13 protein-coding genes and 5 pseudogenes are annotated in these 14,115 nt (G+C 68.7%); 10 read left to right on the plus strand and 8 right to left on the minus strand.

All coding sequences use genetic code 11. From position 1 onward, the window contains the following. The 4 genes and pseudogenes from ABZT12_RS27560 to ABZT12_RS27575 all read left to right on the plus strand — a co-directional run. A pseudogene (locus ABZT12_RS27560) lies at positions 1 to 338 on the plus strand (hypothetical protein); the annotation flags it as partial. After that, positions 335 to 505, plus strand: coding sequence for a hypothetical protein (locus tag ABZT12_RS27565; RefSeq protein WP_356389479.1), 171 nt, complete (start codon positions 335 to 337; stop codon positions 503 to 505). The pseudogene ABZT12_RS27560 and the gene ABZT12_RS27565, both read left to right, overlap by 4 nt. 78 nt (positions 506 to 583) lie before the next feature. After that, on the plus strand, positions 584 to 1,588 hold the full coding sequence (locus ABZT12_RS27570) for a glycosyl hydrolase family 18 protein (protein ID WP_356389481.1): 1,005 nt from the start codon (positions 584 to 586) through the stop codon (positions 1,586 to 1,588). A gap of 419 nt (positions 1,589 to 2,007) precedes the next feature. Then, positions 2,008 to 2,388: pseudogene (locus ABZT12_RS27575) on the plus strand (DMT family transporter); the annotation flags it as partial. A 349-nt stretch (positions 2,389 to 2,737) separates the two neighbouring features. On the opposite strand, the pseudogene ABZT12_RS27580 reads toward ABZT12_RS27575, so the two are convergent. Next, positions 2,738 to 2,944, minus strand: a pseudogene (locus tag ABZT12_RS27580) (hypothetical protein); the annotation flags it as partial. A gap of 614 nt (positions 2,945 to 3,558) precedes the next feature. Then, positions 3,559 to 4,182, minus strand: a complete 624-nt coding sequence (locus ABZT12_RS27585) for a TetR/AcrR family transcriptional regulator (protein WP_356389483.1) — start codon at positions 4,180 to 4,182, stop codon at positions 3,559 to 3,561. Between the two features lie 84 nt (positions 4,183 to 4,266). Between ABZT12_RS27585 and ABZT12_RS27590 the strand changes: the two genes are divergently transcribed. From ABZT12_RS27590 to ABZT12_RS27610, 5 genes and pseudogenes are all read left to right on the plus strand, one after another. Continuing rightward, on the plus strand, positions 4,267 to 5,202 hold the full coding sequence (locus tag ABZT12_RS27590; protein WP_356389485.1) for an aldo/keto reductase: 936 nt from the start codon (positions 4,267 to 4,269) through the stop codon (positions 5,200 to 5,202). An 84-nt stretch (positions 5,203 to 5,286) separates the two neighbouring features. After that, positions 5,287 to 5,427: pseudogene (locus ABZT12_RS27595) on the plus strand (DUF2316 family protein); the annotation flags it as partial. Between the two features lie 122 nt (positions 5,428 to 5,549). Continuing rightward, positions 5,550 to 6,248: a helix-turn-helix domain-containing protein gene (locus ABZT12_RS27600; protein ID WP_356389617.1), complete on the plus strand. Its 699-nt coding sequence runs from the start codon at positions 5,550 to 5,552 to the stop codon at positions 6,246 to 6,248. Then, positions 6,149 to 6,664 carry a transposase gene (locus tag ABZT12_RS27605; RefSeq protein WP_356389619.1) on the plus strand — a complete coding sequence of 172 codons (516 nt, stop codon included), beginning with the start codon at positions 6,149 to 6,151 and terminating at the stop codon, positions 6,662 to 6,664. Before ABZT12_RS27600 ends, ABZT12_RS27605 begins: the two co-directional genes overlap by 100 nt. 75 nt (positions 6,665 to 6,739) lie before the next feature. Further along, positions 6,740 to 7,027: pseudogene (locus ABZT12_RS27610) on the plus strand (IS21 family transposase); the annotation flags it as partial. Between the two features lie 71 nt (positions 7,028 to 7,098). Here ABZT12_RS27610 and ABZT12_RS27615 read toward each other — a convergent pair. From ABZT12_RS27615 to ABZT12_RS27640, 6 genes are all read right to left on the minus strand, one after another. Further along, complete coding sequence (locus ABZT12_RS27615; protein ID WP_356389487.1) at positions 7,099 to 7,830, minus strand: SMI1/KNR4 family protein; 732 nt, start codon at positions 7,828 to 7,830, stop codon at positions 7,099 to 7,101. Between the two features lie 264 nt (positions 7,831 to 8,094). Further along, positions 8,095 to 8,283, minus strand: coding sequence for a hypothetical protein (locus tag ABZT12_RS27620; protein WP_356389621.1), 189 nt, complete (start codon positions 8,281 to 8,283; stop codon positions 8,095 to 8,097). A gap of 41 nt (positions 8,284 to 8,324) precedes the next feature. Next, entirely contained in the window at positions 8,325 to 9,914 is a 1,590-nt protein-coding gene (locus tag ABZT12_RS27625; RefSeq protein ID WP_356389489.1) for an ISL3 family transposase, read from the minus strand. Positions 9,915 to 10,363: 449 nt separating this feature from the next. Next, positions 10,364 to 10,804, minus strand: a complete 441-nt coding sequence (locus ABZT12_RS27630) for a hypothetical protein (RefSeq protein WP_356389491.1) — start codon at positions 10,802 to 10,804, stop codon at positions 10,364 to 10,366. A gap of 387 nt (positions 10,805 to 11,191) precedes the next feature. Continuing rightward, complete coding sequence (locus ABZT12_RS27635; RefSeq protein WP_356389493.1) at positions 11,192 to 12,370, minus strand: ABC transporter permease; 1,179 nt, start codon at positions 12,368 to 12,370, stop codon at positions 11,192 to 11,194. After that, complete coding sequence (locus tag ABZT12_RS27640; RefSeq protein ID WP_356389495.1) at positions 12,346 to 13,074, minus strand: TetR/AcrR family transcriptional regulator; 729 nt, start codon at positions 13,072 to 13,074, stop codon at positions 12,346 to 12,348. The genes ABZT12_RS27635 and ABZT12_RS27640 overlap by 25 nt, the downstream gene beginning before the upstream one ends. Before the next feature lie 239 nt (positions 13,075 to 13,313). Here ABZT12_RS27640 and ABZT12_RS27645 point away from each other — a divergent pair, with 239 nt between their 5' ends. Then, positions 13,314 to 13,901: a flavodoxin family protein gene (locus tag ABZT12_RS27645; RefSeq protein WP_356389497.1), complete on the plus strand. Its 588-nt coding sequence runs from the start codon at positions 13,314 to 13,316 to the stop codon at positions 13,899 to 13,901. Positions 13,902 to 14,115: the final 214 nt, after the last annotated feature.

Here is a 14,115-nt window from a genome sequence, read left to right on the forward strand (position 1 = left end):
TCAGCGTCGGGTACCTGCTGGAGGCTCTGTTCAACCCGTACCCGCTTGCTGCCGGCGTCCTCGGGAATCGCTGGCATACCCAGTCGCTCGAAGGCCCCCGGTCACCTCCGGCCGAAACCCGGATCACCTGGGGGTTCCACGCGGAACACAGGACCCGCCGCTTCAACTACTGCCTCGCCAAGAACAACTGGGCCCCGAACAGTCGGGACGCTGCCGAAATCATCAGTGAACCGAACAGACGGTTCTTACGTCGTGCCTACGACCGCCCGGTGCCCGTGCGCCGCAGCACGGTACCGCCGCACCGTGATGAGCGACGTATCTCAAGGAGACGCAGGTGAACCCGAAGGCCGTGCTACGCCCCTCCCGTAGGAGCGCTTCAGCACTGAAAAACGTAAAGGGGCCGGTCGTCCTCGTCGGCCACTTCCACGGCGGTTCCGTGATCAGTGATGCCGACGCGGACAACCCGGAGGTCAAGGCGCTCGTCTACTTCGGTGGATCTCCGTGAGAGAGACGCCCCAAGCCTCAGACACCGAAAACTGACAACTGACAACTGACAAGCGTAGCGCTCAGCGCTAGGAGACCCATGACGAAGAAGCGCATCGGGGCGGTCGTTGCCGCCGGGCTGCTGGCCGCCGGCATAGGCGTGGTGGCGGCCCTGCCCGCCTCGGGGGCCGCGCCTCTGCCGGTGACCGCGTATCAGGAGGAGGGCGACGCGACCTCGCTGATCGACGCGAGCGCCGCCGCCCTCAGCCGCGTCGGCGTGGACGGCGTCAACATCAACTCCGCCGGTACGCAGGTGACTTCGCCGGACTCCGACGCCCGCGCGCAGCTCACCCGCGCCCATTCACTCGGTCTGAGCGCAGACCTTTTGATAGGCAACTTCAGTGAGTCCCTCGGGGACTTCGACGAGGCCGCGGCCCACCGGATGCTCTCCAGCACCGCCAACATCGACGCGGTCGTCGCCACGCTCAGCAAGGCGGTCGGTTCGCAGGGGTGGGACGCGGTCACCATCGACCTGGAGTCTCTCCAGGCCCGAGACACCGCGGGGCTGACGCAGTTCGCGACGGCGCTGAAGAAGGCGCTGCCGGCCGGGAAGACGGTGGGCATCGACATCACCACCTTCACCTCGCTCGACGAGTTCGCCCAGAACGGCTACGACCTGACCGCGCTGGGCCAGACCGTCGACACCGTAGCGCTCATGGCCTACGACGAGCACGGCTGGGGCGACTCCGGTCCCGGACCGGTCGGTTCGCTCTCCTGGCAGGAGAAGGGGCTCGACCTTCTGCTCAGCAAGGTGCCGGCGAGCAAGGTCGACCTCGGGGTGGCCGGTTACGGCTACGCCTGGTCGTCCAGCGGAGACGTCGACCAGGTCGGCGACCAGCAGGCCCGCGATCGGGTCGCCCAGGACGGCGCCACGGCCCGCTACGACACCGCTGCGGGCGAGTGGACGGCCACGCTCGGCGACGGCACCGTGCTGTGGTGGTCGGACGCCCGCTCGTTCGCCGCCCGGCGCAAGCTCGCCGCGAGCAAGGGCGTCCACGGCCTCGCCGTCTGGGACCTGGGGCTGTCGGACACCATCACCTCCTGACCGTGGGCCCCAGGTGACGGTGACGGCGGTCATCGAGCTTCGACGGCCGTCGTCACCCGGTCGGCACCCGGGCGCGTTCCGGTTCGCTGGCCGGCCCCCACCCTGCCGGCGGTCAGCGGCCCAGGTCGTGGTCGGGTCCGTGGTCCGATGCGCGTGCACCACTCGGTTTGCGGACGACCCGGCTGGGTGGAAGGCAGAGCGGCTCCAGGGCGGGCTGCAACGGCGCGGTACCGGCGCGGTCCGGCCCGCCGACCAGTGGCCCGCCCACTTCGTCGCCTCCGACCTGCTGCGCCTCCCGGGCACGGACACCACGGGGCATGGCCGTTCCGCCTATGGCGGGACGCGCTCGACGGTCATCTTGCTTCCTGAACTCCCGCGCTGATCCAGCCCAAGAGAGGCGATGTGGACCGGGAGTTACTGGACTGTTCCTGCTGCCCGTCGCCGCAGCCGTGGAGGGCACCCCGCCCGCACTCTCCGCACCGGCGCTCCTCGCGTTCGGCTACGTCGCCCTGGTCGCCACCGCGCTGGCCTTCACCGCCTGGTTCACCGGGCTGCGGCACCTGCCTGCGGGGACCGTGGGCCTCATCGGACTGCTCAACCCCCTCATCGGCGTGCTGCTCGGCACGGCAGTCGGCGGAGAGGTGCTGACAGCCCAGCAACTGTGCGGGCTGGCACTCGTCGTGGGCGTCGTCCTGGGCCGGCCCACACGGGCAAGCCGACGCGGCAGCGGTCGCACTCCTCCCCGTCCCGTACCCGACGAGCGCCCCGCCCGCGCGTCCTCCACCTGCAATCCCCGATGAGGATTGAGGGCATGGGATCAGGGGCTCCGCCATGGATCCGTACGAGGGTGATCGGGGCTCCCGGCGACCACTTCTGACTCGTACGGTGCCTGCATGGGCAGGGACGGGGTTCCTCAGCAGGGTCATCTGCCCTGCTGCGAGGCGCAGTTGGACGGCGCGTCGGGCACCGGCCCGTCCTGCCAAGCGCGAGCCCGAGATGCTCCAGCATGCGGTTGAGCCGCATGGTGAAGCGCGCGTACGGGGCGGTCGGCTGCGAGAACGGATCGGCGAAGGTACGGCGCGGACCGATCACGCTGGCGCAGACGAAACGTCGGGCCCGCAGCAGGATCACGACGCGCTGCCCACCGACCGGCAGACCTTTCAGCCTGCGCCGGCAGGAGTCGCGCACTCGGTCCGAGAGGCAACCGCAGTCAAGGCCGTGCCGCTGGGGGCGGCCAGCCGATAGCGGACCGGCGGAACTTCTCGATCGCGGCCCGGATCTCCCTCGCCCGTTCCCACTCACCGTCTTCCACCGCGTCCGAGAGGCGCCGGGCGCGCACCAGGCGGTCGGCCTCACCGGCGACCGTCCCGGGAGCGGCAAACACCCGGTGCAGCCCAGCAGTCGGACCGCGCAGGATGTTCTCCCTGCGGGAGGGCGGATCGGCTTGTGTAACCAGCCCGTCCCGTCGTCCCAGGGCAGGCGGACCCCGGCCGGGCCGACGATGCGGCTCGCCGACTACACCGACATGTCCGGTCAGCTCCGTCAGTGCCTCGATCTCGCCTTCGGCATCCTCGCTGAGCCATCGGTACGCGGACGGCGTGAGGATCACTCACACGTCCCAGCCCGCCGCCCGGGCAGCACGGACGAGCACGTGAAGACGTCGGGCGAGCGGGGCGGCGCAGGCGATGAGGTACAGGGTGCGTGTGGTCACCGGGGAAGTCCACAACGATCAGCAAGTGCGCACAAGCGGCTCTCGGCAGGGCCCGTGCCCAACAGACGTGATTCCTCTACGAGTTGCTAGCCCCGGGGCGGCACACGACTTCCTCGGGGGCTTCTTCCTCCGCCTGACGAACATGGCGACGGCTGGGAGTCGGCGCTGCACAGTCTGCTGTTGCTCTTGGCGCCCGACGGCAGCGGATTTGGCGGGAGTGGGGTGCGACTGCCCGCAAGGGGGCTGACCAAGGCGAACGTCAGGCCCGCGGTCGGCCTTCCGTTGCCGGCCGCAGGGCATCCACCACAAGGTCCAGTAGGCGTCCCGTCAGCTCCGGGCTGTTGCTGGCCGTCGTGGACAGGAACACCCCGAGGAGCATCATCGTGACCTCGTCCGGCTCGACGTCCGGCCGCAGTGAGCCAGCCTGCGCCCCGGCGTCGAGAATCACCGCGATCGCCGCGGTAAGCCGTTCCCGGGTGGCCGGTGTTGCGATGGCGCCGGAGGCCCAGCCTGCGCGGAGGGTATCGGAGATGCCGCGTTTGGCCGCAAAGAACGCCGCATATCGGTCCATCCACGCACGCAGCGCCGACTCGGGCGGGAGCGTGGAGAGCAGTGCGGGGGCGCTGGTGACGACGGCGTCGAGTTCGGCGGCGTAGATGGCCTCGACGAGCGCTTCGCGGGTGGGGAAGTGACGGTAGAGCGTGCCGATCCCGACGCCGGCCTCGCGGGCGATGGCATCTAGAGGGGCCTTGCCGCCGGTCGCGGTGAAGGCGTCGCGAGCGACGTCGAGCAGCCGCTCGCGGTTGCGCCGGGCGTCTGCGCGGGCCGGATGCCCGGCCGCTTTCGCTGATCCGTCGGGGGCGGGCGAGTCTGACGCGGTCAAAACGGAGGACCTCCGGTTAGTGCTACGGTCTTGGTAACGGAGTCTCTCCGTTTACATTCATCGTCTCATGAAAGCGAGACTGCCATGGCGTCCAACGCTCGATCTTCCCAGCTCACCGCCACAGGAACGGCACGAGCCGGCGGGCCTGGTGTGCTCGCGGGCCGCACCGTTTCCCGCGTCGGCTACGGCGCCATGCAGCTACAGCGCCTGGATCGCGAGGCCGCGATCGCGCTGCTGCGCCGCGCCGTCGAGCTCGGTATCGATCACGTCGACACCGCCCACTTCTATGGCAACGGCTTCGTCAACGAGGTGATCGCCGCCGCGCTCCGCCCCGAGGACGACGTCCTGGTCGTCAGCAAGGTCGGCGCCGAACCCGCTCCGGGCGGTCCCATCCCGCTGCGCCTCGCCCAGCGGCCCGAACAGCTGCGGACCGGCGTCGAGGACAACCTCAAGAGCCTCGGACTCGAACAACTCCCCCTCGTCAACCTGCGGCGCGCCGACCACGGCCCCGGCCTGCGACCCGAAGGCGACCAGATCGTCGACCTCGACGATCAGCTCGCCGTCATGGCCGACCTGCGGAACGAGGGAAAGATCGGCGCCATCGGTCTCAGCAGTGTGCCCCTCGACGGACTGCGCCGCGCCCTCCCCATGGGCATCGCCTGCGTGCAGAACGCCTACAGCCTGGTGGCGCGCGACGACGAGGACATACTGCGGCTCTGCCTCGCCGAGGACATCGCCTGGGTGCCGTACTTTCCGCTCGGCGGCGCCTACGCGGGCCTGCCGAAGGTCACCGACGAGCCCGCCGTCGCCACCGCCGCGCAGGCGCTGGGTGTCGCCCCCGCCCAGATCGGCCTGGCCTGGCTGCTCCAGCACACCCCGAACACGCTCCTCATCCCTGGCACCGCCGACCCTGAGCACCTGCGGGCGAACGCCGACGCGGGCGCGATCAGCCTCGATGAGGCGACTCTCGCCGCACTCGACGCCGTCCCCACCCGCTCCGGCGACATCGAACTCGGATAACCCTGGTTCGCCCGTACCACCACACAGGCAGGTCACCATGACACTGAACGCTGCCGAACGGCACCGCACAGGCGAGGAGTTCGCCAGAACCTCGCACTGACCGGGCTCGCACGCCACGATGTCGCCGCCGATCTGGCCTTCCCGCCCGAGCGGCTGCGGCACACGCTCGACGTCGCCCCCGCATCCGACCCGGTCGACGTGTGGCAGCTGCGCGACTATTTCTAGCAGGCCGTCCTGGACGCCGGGGGTACGCCCGTCCCTTGCACAGTGCTCAACGACCGCTCTCGGCTCAAGACGCGCCTCTGGTTCCGACTGCGCAGCGTCCCACGGCACGTCTTCGCGAGGGCATGAACCAGCCAACTCATTGCCCCTTTGACCCGTATCTCCGTGCCCCTGAATGCAGCGGCGGTAGAACTGGACGAGGCGGTGTGTGGGTACCTGACAAGGGTGGCCGGGTCGACAAAGCGCAGGTGAGAGGAGTCATCCGGGCGCGAATCGTGCTTGCTGCCGCCGATGGCTTGAGTAATGGCGCCATCGCGCGGGAGCTGGCGGTCACCGTGAACACGGTCCGCAAGTGGCGTGGCCGGTTCGTACTCCACGGGCCGGACGGGCTCAAGGATGCCGGCCGCTCGGGACGTTCCAAGATCTACGGCCCCCAGGTGCGGGTGGCGATCGTGGCGGCGGCAACCGGCGCGCCCCCGCACCCGAAGGCGACCTGGTCGCACCGCACGATCACCGCCCAGGTCGCCGACACCGTCCACGCCGCCATCTCGGCCTCCCAAGTCGGCCGTATCCTGGCGGACTTGGACCTCAAGCCGCACCGAGTCCGCGGCTGGCTCACCCGCCGCGACACCCCCGACTTCTGGGACCGCGTCGCGGATGTGTGCGACCTTTACCGCAACCCGCCCGGGGTGCCGTGGTCCTGTCCATCGATGAGAAGACCGCGATCGCTGCCCGCTCCCGACGCCACCCAGGCCACCTCGTCCGGCCCGGCGAGCCCACCCGCCAGGAGTTCGAGTACCGCCGCCAGGGCACCGTGTCCCTGATGACCGCTCTGGACATGTGCACCGGCGAGGTCCTCACCGAGGTCATCGCCCGAAACGACGCGGTGACCTTCACCGCCTTCCTCGACCAGCTCGAAGCGACTATTGCCCCAGGCCAAAACGTTCGCGTGGTCCTGGACAACGGGTCCTCCCCCACGGCCAAGCACACCGAGAAGTGGCTGCTCGCACACCCCCGCTGGACCGAGCACTGGACTCCGCCGCACGCCTCCTGGTTGAACCAGATCGAGCTGTACTTCTCCGCCATGACCCGCCGAGTCCTGCGCCACGGCGACTTCTCCAGCCGCGACGACCTGATCGACAAACTGGAGACCTACGTTATCGGCCGCATGGCTTTGTCAGCGAGTTACGAGAGCGCCTGTAGCTCAGCCGCGAGAGCACCCTTTTCCACGGAAGAGTGATGTCGCTGAGATTTGAGAGCACCGGGATGCTTGCTTCGGGACCATGGTTGTGCTCCGCACGACGAGGGGGCCCGGGTGCTGCCGAAGTCCAAGGTCGATCTGTACGCGGCGATCCGCCGTGATTCGCGTCAGGGCCTGTCGAACCGTGCTCTCCAGCGGAAATACGGCGTCGGGTTCCTGACGGTGCAGAAGGCGTTGTCGTCGGCCTGGCCGGAGCCGCGGAAGCCGCTTCCGCCGAGGGCGGCCCGGCTGGATCCGTTCAAGCCAGTGATCGACCAGATGCTGCGGGCGGACCTGGACGCGCCGCGCAAGCAGCGGCACACGGTGAAGCGGATCTTCGAGCGGTTGCTGGACGAACACGGCGCAGACGAGATCTCAGACGAGCGAGTCTGATCAGATGGCGCCGGGCAGCTGGCAGAGGGTCGGATCATGATCTACCGGAAGTCGTTCAGCCAATCGCCCGGGAGCAGGTCACGTATTCCGTCAAGGGCTGCTTCGGTGCGGCCACGGGCCAGAAGAGCCATGCCGTCGTCGTCACGCAGGAGTACGTCATGGCCGAGGAACCAGCGGATGCTGTTCTCTTCCTCACCCATCGGATAGGCCGGGAACGGCAGCCGAGTGCAGTTCTGTTCCAGCAGGTCAACGCCTGATTCATCGAAGTCGCTCAGGAAGTCGCAGGGCGCACCATCGGCCTGAAGGGATTCCGACAGCACGATTTCGATGAAGCACAGGGACAGCCGCTCCAACCAGCTCTCCCAGCGTTCGGCAGCCCGGTCAGCCAAGTCGGCCCTGATGAAGACGGCAGGGTCTTCGTCCATCAGCTCGTCGAGGAGGACCCCCCACGAACAGGCCCCCTGGTTCTCATGCCGGAAGACCAGTGCCTCCTTGGCCTCGTCCACATACAGCTCGGACGGGCTGAGGAGGACGTCATGGTTGCTGGTCAGGTTCCGACGGCGGCCGAACAACAGATACGCCTCTCGAAGCGCCAGCGGCAGCCGGAAGCCCAGCCTCTCCTCCGCGGCCACGAGATCCGCCTCGCCCCAGCCGTCGTCATCCCCGAGCGCCTGCGACCAGTTCGCAACGAACCCGCCGATGAACTCCCAGGCACCCCTGCGGCCTTCAACACCCGCAGCGAGCGACCGCACCATATCGAACTCACGTGTCATGCCAGGAAAATACCGGCTTCACCCACGCAGCCTTCGGGCACCGGCACAGAACGGCCGACACGCCGGTGCCGGTGCTGTCGGAACTCGGTTCTGGCACAGATCTTGGGGAGCGGTCGCGGAGCGTCACCTCGATTTTTGAGGGTCGGCTGTCCAAAGACGACCGAGTTGGAGGCTGCCGGCGCTCATCGGGCCGTTGAATCATGTCGGCCGAGGCCAGTTCGGCCACGCTCACACAACCATGCTCCAAGCCGGTCACTCGCTGCGTCAGCGTTTCTGTGCTCGGTACCGCTTGAGGAGAGCGGTGAGCTTCGCGGGTTCGGCAGCGCCGTTCAACTCTGTCAGGAGAGCGTCGGGGCAGAGCTCGTAGTGGTCCCCCCACCATCGCTGCCCCTTGTTGTCCCAAATGCGATAACCGCCGGGTACCCCCCTGGCTACGTACCGTCGCCTGCTTATATCGATCACCCCTCATGACAGTTTCCCCACACTACAAGCTGCTATTGGAGCAGAATCATCTTCCGGAGCAGGGGGAAGCCGGCTCGTCCGTAGAGCTGCCTCTTGATCTTTTTGATGCGGTTGACGGCGCCTTCGATGCTGCCGGAGCTCCAGTGGAGGGTGAGTCCGGCGGTCACGGCGTCGAGGTCTCGGAGCAGGGCGAGTGCGAAGTTGGTGAGGCCGGGTAGTTGGCTGGCGTCGACTGCGTCGATCCAGGTGGGGAGTGTGGCGCCGAGCCGGTCGGTGAGTATTTCGCCGAAGTCGCGGATATGTCCGGCGGCAGTGTCGAGTTCGGGGCAGCGTGCCAGGACGTCTTTCAGAGCGGCCTGTTCGTCCTCGCTCAGGGTGGTGGGGTGCCGGGTGAGCCAGCCGGTAACCTGCCGCACCGTCGGAGGTCTCGTCGGCGTGCCGGCAGGTGTCCCGCGGAGGGTGGCGATGTGGGCGCGGACCATCTGGTAGGTGACGGGCGCATGGTCGGCGAGGAGCTCATTGTGGAGGTGGGTGACGCTGGTGCATCCCGCGGCGAAGCGTCGCTCGAGGTAGGGCTTGTAGGGGTCCAGTCTGCTGGGACGGGGCCGGTTCTCGCGGAAGGTGTCCTGCCAGCTTGGGGCGTTCGCGTACCGGAGGACGGTGTTGAGGCCCCAGCCCAGGTGCCGGGCGATCGCCCGGCGTGAGTGGCCTTGGGCAAGGAGGCCGTGGACCAGGGTGTGCGCTGCCTTCTTGCGCTCGGCTCGTCGGCCGACGGGTTCCGAGTCGTCCTGCCTCTGGCCAGGATCCGGGATGGCCCTCGGCAGCATGCTGCTGGGTGACGGATTGCGCAGGCAGCCGCGGTGGGCGGCGACACAGGTCTCCACGGCCCGGCCGAGGCCCTGCCACAGATGAAATCGGTCGGCGACCTGCAGAGCCTCGGGGGCACCGCGGCGAGCACCCTCGGCGTAGGCGCCTGCCCGGTCCCGGCAGATGATGTCCACGCCGGGGTGACGGACCAGCCAGGCGGCCAGTGGTCCGGCTTCACGGGTGGGGAGCACATCGACCACGCGATGGTCTTCGACGCTGGTCAGGACGGTGGAGTAGGTCTGACCTCGGCGGATCGCGAAGTCGTCCACGCCGAGAACGCGTGGGGTACTGAACTGTGGATCGGGCAGTGCCATGACCCGGCGCAACAACGTCATCCGTCCCGCGCCGAAGCCCAGCTGGGCAGCCAGCCGAGCTCCGGCCCGCCCGGCCAGCGCGACCCCCACTCGCTCCAAGGCGCGGTTGAGCCGAGTGGTGAACCGTGCGTGCGGGGTGGCCAGCCGGGAGAACGGCTCGGCGAACGTCCGGCGCGGACAGTCCGTTGACCCGCAGATGAAGCGCCGGACCGTCAGCCGGATCGTAAACCCCTGCTCAGCGAGCGGAAGGTCCTTCAACCGGCGCTGGTAGCGGTCGTGGACTCTGCCCGAGAAGCGACCGCAGTCCGGACATGCAGCCTCAGCCGCGCGGCCTCTCGCCACCACCTCGACCGTGCCGAACGCGGCCGTAGCCGTTTCGACATCCACATCATCGATCCCGGCGAACACCAGCAAGTCCCAGAACGGCGCATCGGTCTGCATGACCAGCACCATCAACGTCGACGAGTGCCAGCAATAGCGGCGGGCAGACACCTGAGGGAGCGTCAATTCCGATCGTCGGACGACAAGGCGTACGCGGTCTCACGCGAACCGCCCCCTCGCAAACGAACATCAAGGTGACGCTCCGCGACGGCTCCCCAAGATCTGTGCCAGAACCCGGAACTCAGCCACATTTCCACTCGGCTAGATCAACATCCGCTCTTGAAACTCGGCATCAAACGCTCTCCGTCATCACCTACGAAGCCAGCCGCAACGAACCCGCGAAGCCATACAAGTGGACTTACGACGGCATCCCGCTCAAGGCCACCTGATCAGCACCAGCACCCCCTGCACGGGCTTGCGCAGAGCAGCACTCGCGTGTTCGTCGGCCTGGTCCAGGAAGCCGGGGACGGCGCGGCGGGGCTGTGGTCGCCGACCGCCCCCTTACGCGGTCAGCGGCGGCCGGTGGCCAGGATGACGAGGAACTGGCCGCCGCCGGCCTCGATGTCGGCGGTCACCGGCAGTCCCGGTACCAGCCGGGAGAACCGGTCCACCAGCCAATCCGCCGCCTCTTGGGCGTCCCGCCTGGTCGGACAACGGCCCACCATCTCGCGGCCCCCCTTGCGCTCCAGCCTCCCGGCGACGGTGACCAGCGGCGCGGGGTCGACCACGTACAGGCGGTCCGGCCAGGCGATGACCACCTTGACCGCGCCCTTACGGCTGTTGCACCCACGGTGCGCGAGCCGCTCCGCGACCTTGGCCTTGCGGTCAGCGGTCCGGCTGTCGACGCTGGGCCCCCGCGGGTCGTTCACCGACTCGTCGGGGTCAACCGCTTCGTCACACACCCAGCAGCGCCAGCCGTCACGTTCGGCCACATCATCAAGGAGACTCACCCGAGCAACCTAACCTGCCCGGCCACCACTCCGCACACCAGGTACTCAAAGAACGGGACAGCCTGCCAGCACCCGGCACCGGCACCGGCACCACCCAAATCTCTCGGCGCTTTCGACTGCCATGGTTTGTCGTCGCCTCGTCGCTGGGCGATCAGGCGAAGGAGCTCGTACTCGTCGGCGTTCAGCGTCAAGACGGCAGCGTTGAGGGCCGGGATGGGCAGGGCTGCGGAAGCGCGCCGGGACGGGGGTCGCCGTGGTCAGCGCCGTAGACCCGGCCGCGCCCGCAGCAGTTGCCCTTCACCGTTCATCCGACCAGAATTCCAGCCGCCACCGCCACCGCCAACGCCCCTGGCGCCGGCCCAGCCGGTTCCTGGAGATGCCGCTTGCCTACTCGTTGCGGAGGACGGTGGCGATGGTGAGGCGGGCGGCGGAGCGGGCGGGGATGAGGGCGCCGAGGACGGCGATCGCGGTTCCCGCCAGGGCGAGGAGGGCCAGTGTCGGCGCGTGCCAGACGTCCAGCATGGAGGTGGGGATCTGGATGCAGGCGGGGATGAGCATGCGGTGGGCGAGGACGCCAAGTGGCAGGCCGAGGAGGCCGCCGGCTGTTCCTAGTGCCGCCACGGAGGTCACCGTCATCGCTGTGACCTGGTGGGGTGTCATGCCGATGGATTTGAGCATGCCCAGGTCACGGCGGCGCTCTCGGGTGTTGAGGACGACGGTGTGGAAGACCCCCAGGGCGGCGACGGTGGCCAGCATCAGGGTGAACAGGGCCGCGAAGCTGATCACGGTGGTGGCACCGGCGCTGACTGCGCTGTTGACGTGTGGATTCAGTGCAGGGTCGGCCGCTTTGACGGGGTCGGCATAGCTCTGGGCGCTGGTGCCGTGGGCGAGTTGGATGGCGTATTCGTTGGCCTGGGTGAGGGGTGCGAGTGCGGCCAGGGTCTGCCGGGTGGCCAAGATGATCCTCGGATCGTTGCCCATGATCTCGCCCACGATGGTGACCCGCGCCTGGGCGCCGAGGTTGGCCACGGCTACGTCCCGGCCGACCGTCAGGCCGTGCTGGCGCGGGAAGGCGGGTGAGACCACGGCTTCGTCGGGGCCGGTCATCCAGCGCCCTTTGAGAACCTGGTAGCCCAGGGTCGCGGTGTCACCGCGCAGGAACTGCACGTCGGTGCCGCTGGTCCGGCCGGCCAGTTGGACCGGGACATAGGCGGACGCGCTGACGTGGACGGCGCCGGGCAGTGAGCGCAGCATCGCCTCGGTGGCCGCATCGCTGGTCCTGGGTGCCGTCTGGCCGGTTCGGGGGTTGCCGGTGGTGACGACGACCTGGACAGCGCCGGTGTGCTCCTGGGCGTCTCCGTATCGGATCATGGTGTCGGTGATGCCGGTCGCCAGGGTCACCGCGGTTGCACCGCAGAAGGGGGCCAGATCGCCGACGGCGGGATGGCTGAGCCGCAGGTCGCACCGCCTCTGCGACTGAACGCCCTCCGCGCGGCCGGCGTAACCGGCTGTGCCCGCCGCCTGCTGAGCGGGTGGCCGGTTCAGCCTGCCAGTTGCTGCAGCCATTCGCGCAGGAGAGCCGTCTCCGTGTCTCGCAGAGGCATCCCGGCGCTCGCAGCAGGGGGCCCGGTGGTGAGCGCGGTGTGAAGTGCGGCATCGAGGGCGAGTGCGCGCGAGGCCAGGTCCGACCCGCATGAGGCGGGCGAGTCCGTGGTGATGGAGGCGATGACGGTGTCCCGCAGCCGTGCCGAAGTGGTCAGGTGCCGCTTCGAGGACTCTTCGCCGATTAGCGCCAGCGTGGCACCCGTTGTCGCCGCGTGGATGACGCGGGTCGCCTGTTCCACCGGAACCCGAAGGCGGCCGGCGTCGGCGGTCCGGCCCAGCAGACGCACCAGCAGGGCGTGCGCCTCGTCGGCGGCCGGGGGCCGCCGCCCGGGCTGCACGGTGCCGTACATGAGCATGTAGAACGCGGGGTGCTGCACTCCGAACTCGACGTGCAGGTCCCAGCCGCGGTAGAGGTCTGCCACCGGGTCGTCGGGGGTCAGCGCCAGTGCCTCCCGTTTCTCGGCCAGGTACATCTCGAATCCGTAGGCGGCCAGCTCGGCCAGGAGTCCGTCCTTGTCGTCGAACATCCGGTACAGCGCCGGAGCCGTGATGCCCGCGGCTGCGGCGACAGCGCGCGTGGAGACCGCCTCGCTGCCGCCCTCCTCCAAAAGCTTGGCGGCCACTTGTAGCACCTGGCGTCGCGCGGCGTGTCGTCCCTCGTTCATGAAACAACGATATCGCATTTTGCGTATCACCGCTTTATCGGTGCTACTGTTCAAAGCGGAACGACGATCCACGCGGGTGGTCGGCGCCGACCCACAAGATGGGAAGCTGCCACACCCGCCGGGGCCGTCGGTCCGGTCCCCCAATCGTGGAGCTGTGCGGCCGACCGCCCGCAGCGGGCAGCTCATCGTCCGCCGGCACCCACCGAACACGCCGCTACCGCGGCAGGACAGGAACACCCATGCCCGATAGCTCGATCGTCATCGCCTCACATTCCGGCTACGGCCACACCGCGCAGATCGCCACGGCCGTGGCCGACGGCGCACGCTCCATCACCGGGACGCACGTCCACCGCGTGGACGTCGCCTCCCTCAGCGACGCCGACTGGGAACTGATGGACGCCGCGGACGCCATCATCTTCGGCACCCCCACCTACATGGGCACCGCGTCAGGGGCGTTCCACGCCTTCGCCGAGGCCAGCAGCAAGCGGTGGATGACCCGAGCCTGGAGCGACAAGCTCGCGGCGGGATTCACCAACTCCGGCTCCATGAGCGGCGACAAGCTGCACACCTTGCAGTACCTCTCACTCCTGGCGGCCCAGCACGGAATGCTTTGGGTGAGCCTGAACCTCCTGCCGGGCTGGAACACCACCACCTCCAGCCCCCAGGACGACAACCGCCTCGGCTTCTACCTCGGTGTCGGCGCACAGAGCTTCAACGACACCCCCGCGGTCCACGACGCGGACCTGAACACCGCTCGCCACCTCGGCCGACGCGTCGCCGAGCACACCCGCATCCACCGCGCCGGACTGGCCGCCGCAACGCACTGACACAACGGTCCGTGCACGCCCCGGCGGCTCCACCCTGCACGAGCGAACAGCAACTCCGAACCAGGAGGTTGCGGGTGGAGTCCGCCGCGGTCGAAGGAATCTCGCCGAGGAGCATCCTCGGCAGAATCCTTCGGTCTGACGAGAGGCCGCGCGAGGCGCATCACCCATAAAGCACCTTCGCCCGTGAACCACCTTTCGTTCTATGCAAAGGAGT

Source organism: Streptomyces sp. NPDC005423 (assembly GCF_040606415.1).
GTDB lineage: Bacteria > Actinomycetota > Actinomycetes > Streptomycetales > Streptomycetaceae > Streptomyces.

What these genes read in the sequence shown, in the direction of transcription:
- ABZT12_RS27570 (WP_356389481.1), top strand. Translation starts at nt 584, where the DNA reads ATGACGAAGAAGCGCATCGGGGCGGTCGTTGCCGCCGGGCTGCTGGCC.
- ABZT12_RS27590 (WP_356389485.1), top strand. Translation starts at nt 4,267, where the DNA reads ATGGCGTCCAACGCTCGATCTTCCCAGCTCACCGCCACAGGAACGGCA.
- ABZT12_RS27600 (WP_356389617.1), top strand. Translation starts at nt 5,550, where the DNA reads ATGAACCAGCCAACTCATTGCCCCTTTGACCCGTATCTCCGTGCCCCT.
- ABZT12_RS27615 (WP_356389487.1), bottom strand. Translation starts at nt 7,830, where the DNA reads ATGACACGTGAGTTCGATATGGTGCGGTCGCTCGCTGCGGGTGTTGAA.
- ABZT12_RS27625 (WP_356389489.1), bottom strand. Translation starts at nt 9,914, where the DNA reads ATGCAGACCGATGCGCCGTTCTGGGACTTGCTGGTGTTCGCCGGGATC.
- ABZT12_RS27635 (WP_356389493.1), bottom strand. Translation starts at nt 12,370, where the DNA reads ATGGCTGCAGCAACTGGCAGGCTGAACCGGCCACCCGCTCAGCAGGCG.
- ABZT12_RS27640 (WP_356389495.1), bottom strand. Translation starts at nt 13,074, where the DNA reads ATGAACGAGGGACGACACGCCGCGCGACGCCAGGTGCTACAAGTGGCC.
- ABZT12_RS27645 (WP_356389497.1), top strand. Translation starts at nt 13,314, where the DNA reads ATGCCCGATAGCTCGATCGTCATCGCCTCACATTCCGGCTACGGCCAC.